General features: G+C 65.8%; 1 protein-coding gene. It reads right to left on the bottom strand.

Annotation, left to right across the window (positions count from 1 at the left end; all coding sequences use genetic code 11):
* Nucleotides 1-2,978, bottom strand: a 2,978-nt coding sequence (locus QZ638_RS23075) for an alpha-2-macroglobulin family protein (RefSeq protein WP_295815064.1), incomplete at both ends; no start/stop codon positions are given.

The following is a 2,978-nucleotide window of genomic DNA, read 5'->3' as shown; positions in this document are numbered from 1 at the left end:
CCCCATTGCGGTCGAAGGCTGCGAGGAAGCGGTCGTCGCGGAACTCGGTATGAACCGCATCCGTCTGACCAAGCCACTCGAAATTCGCCAGATCCGCACTGCCCACCAGCCTTGGATTGTCGATCTCGAAACCGGCCGGCAAAAGATCGGAGACCAGCACGCGCGAGGGCCAGGCGTTTTCTTCCGCCATGTCCAGAACCACCACATAGCGCTCGTTCTGACGTGCCTGGGAAACATTGGCCTGCTCGCCATCCAGCGTGTAGTAGCGTCGCTCGATGGTGAAGCCTTCACCGCCTGCCGGCAATGGCTGCTGCGGGGCGGCCACGGTGGTGATCACCGCATCGACGGGCGCGTCGCCCCGATTGGCCACCGTCAGCGGTGCAACCGCGATCTCCGCACCGGAAAGCCGCCGCGAGAAGGCGCCCTGATGGGCGTTGCCGTCGACGGAAAGGCTGAGATCGGCGCTGGTTTGACCCAGCGCACGAGCGGCGAGAAGCATCCACGCCTCGTCCTGCGTGCTCATGGTGCGCGTGTCGCCGCGCACATCGGCGACCAGATCGATCATCTGCGGCACCAGCGCCGGTTCGGGCCGGCTTTCTGCCGCCAGCGCCAGCATCGCCGCTCCGTCACGCAGACGCGATCCGTAATCGGAGCGCGCCGTGTAACGTCCGCTCATGCCCTGAGCCAGACGGAAGGCGGAGGCAAAGCCCCTCTCCGCACGTTCCGCATCGCCATAAAGCACCAGGCCCGCGGAAAGCTGGGCGCGCGCCAGCGGCGTGGAGAACTCGTCAAGCCGCGTGTCGAGATAGTAGCGCAGATCGCCGGCCGAAGCCTTGCGATTGCGCGCAAGCACATAGAGCGCATAGGCGATCTGACTGCCGCGCGAGGCGACATCCGTATCATAAGCCAGCGTGTTCTGCAGGTTCTGCAGCGCTTGGTCCATCGCCGTTTCCGGCACGGCAAAGCCCTGCTCGCCGGCGCGTGTGAGGAAATCGGTTACATAGGCGTCCAACCACAGATCCCCGGATCCAGGCCCCCAAAGACCGAAACCGCCGGACGAAGACTGCGCGGCGAGCACGCTTGCGATCGCATCCTCGATCCGCCCTTTCAGGGCCGGGTCGTCTTCCAGCCCCGCCGCCCGCGAAAGTTCGCTGACATAAAGCAGCGGCAAAGCGCGGCTCGTGGTCTGTTCCGTGCAGCCATAGGGGTAGCGGTCGAGCGACATGAGAAGTGCTGGAATGTCGAACCCGTCAGCCCGCGAGATGTTGAGGCTGACAGAGGCGTTCTCGGCAAAACTGTCTTCCAGAAGTTCGCCATCGAGCGTGACGCTGCCGCCATTGGCCGCAAGCGAAACAACATTGCGGGTCGCAACCGGCATCACGCCGGGGCGCACGGGCAGGACCACACGTTTTTCCACGCTCAGCCCGCTCTCATGCGCGAGCGCCACCGTCAGCGCACCCTCGCCCGTCTGATTGGTCGCCGAAACGGGCACAGAGAGCGTGGTCTTGCCGCCAGCCTCGAGCGTCACCGTATCGGAGAGCGACCGCAGATCGGCATCCACCGGTCCCTCGGCCATCACCGAGAGGCGATAGTCGCCGGCCGGGCCATCCGTGTTGGCGATTTCGAGCAGAAAGCGCGCCTCGTCGCCCGGTGCAAGGAAGCGCGGGAGGCTCGTGGTGAACACGACGGGATCGCGGATGACCACGTCCTTCTGCGCGCTGCCCACACCATTCCTTGACCACGCGACCGCCATCACACGAGCCGTGCCGTTGAACTGCGGGATGTCGAACGAGGCCTCCGCTTTCCCTTCGTCGTCGACCTGCACGATGCCGGAGAAGAAGGCGACCAGCTTCTGCGTCGGCGCGCTGCCGGTCGCGGTCATGCCGCCGCCATCGCCGCCGGTGCGCAGCCGTCCGGTCGCGCCAAGCGAACCGTCGATCAGACGCCCATAAATGTCACGCATCTCAACACCCAGCATGCGCTGGCCGAAATACCAGGCGTCCGGCTGTGGCGGCTCATAGCGTGTGAGATTGAGGATGCCCACATCGACCGCCGCAACGGTCACATAGGCCTCTTCGCCCGGTTCCAGCCCACCAACGCTGACGGGGATGGAAAGGGCCGCATCGGGGCGCGCCTGTTCCGCCACGCCGAGTTCAACAGAAAGATCGCGCGCACCGGGATCGACCTTGAGCCAGCGCACGCCGATGGCGCGCATGGGCAGGCGATTCTCTGCATCGTCGCCGGGGCGGAAGAGCGTCGCGGTCACATAGGCCCCGGCCCCGAGCGCATCGGTCACCGGAATGTCCACGGTGGCGCCATCTTCCGGCACCTTTGCGGTGAAGGTTTCAATGAGGCTCTCAGAGCCCACCGTCACCAGAACCTCGCCGGCAAAGCGCGGCGAGATCTTGAGCTTCGCCGTCTCACCCACCGCATAGGCGTCGCGGTCGAGCGCCACTTCCAGCCCGTCCGGCGTCTCGGTCGAACCGGCCTCCACATACCAGCCGGAATCGAACGCCGCGCTGGTGATCGGCCCGCCCGCATCCGGGCTTTCCACCTCGAGGCGATAGCGCCCCCAGTCCACGGAAACGCCGATCTGCGGCTCGCTGTCGGCCTTCGCGTCCACCGTTCCCTCGCGCACGAGGCTTGTGGTCGTGATCGGCTCGTAGTTCCACGAACCGCCGTCGCGATACCACTGATAGTGACGCTCCACCTTCAGGAGCTTCCATTCGAGGCCGTCCATGGCGATGCGCTCGCCCTTCGGATCGACCGCGATCACGCGGAAGTTCGCCGTCGCTCCTTCGGCAACGCGCCCGCCGGTGAATTCCGGCTTCAGGCCGATCCGCTCCGCAAGCTCGCACCAGAGGGTGGCGAACTGCCCGGTCTCGTACATGAGGACCCGGTCGCCCGGCGACAGCACGTTCACCAGGGCCGCTTCCCAGGCGCCGGTTCCGGACGACGGGAAGATGAACACCTCTTCC

It is taken from the genome of uncultured Nitratireductor sp., assembly GCF_913053745.1.
Classification (GTDB): Bacteria; Pseudomonadota; Alphaproteobacteria; order Rhizobiales; family Rhizobiaceae; genus Nitratireductor.
Note: the sequence above shows the minus strand (reverse complement) of the source record. Positions and strands in the feature narration are given on the sequence as shown.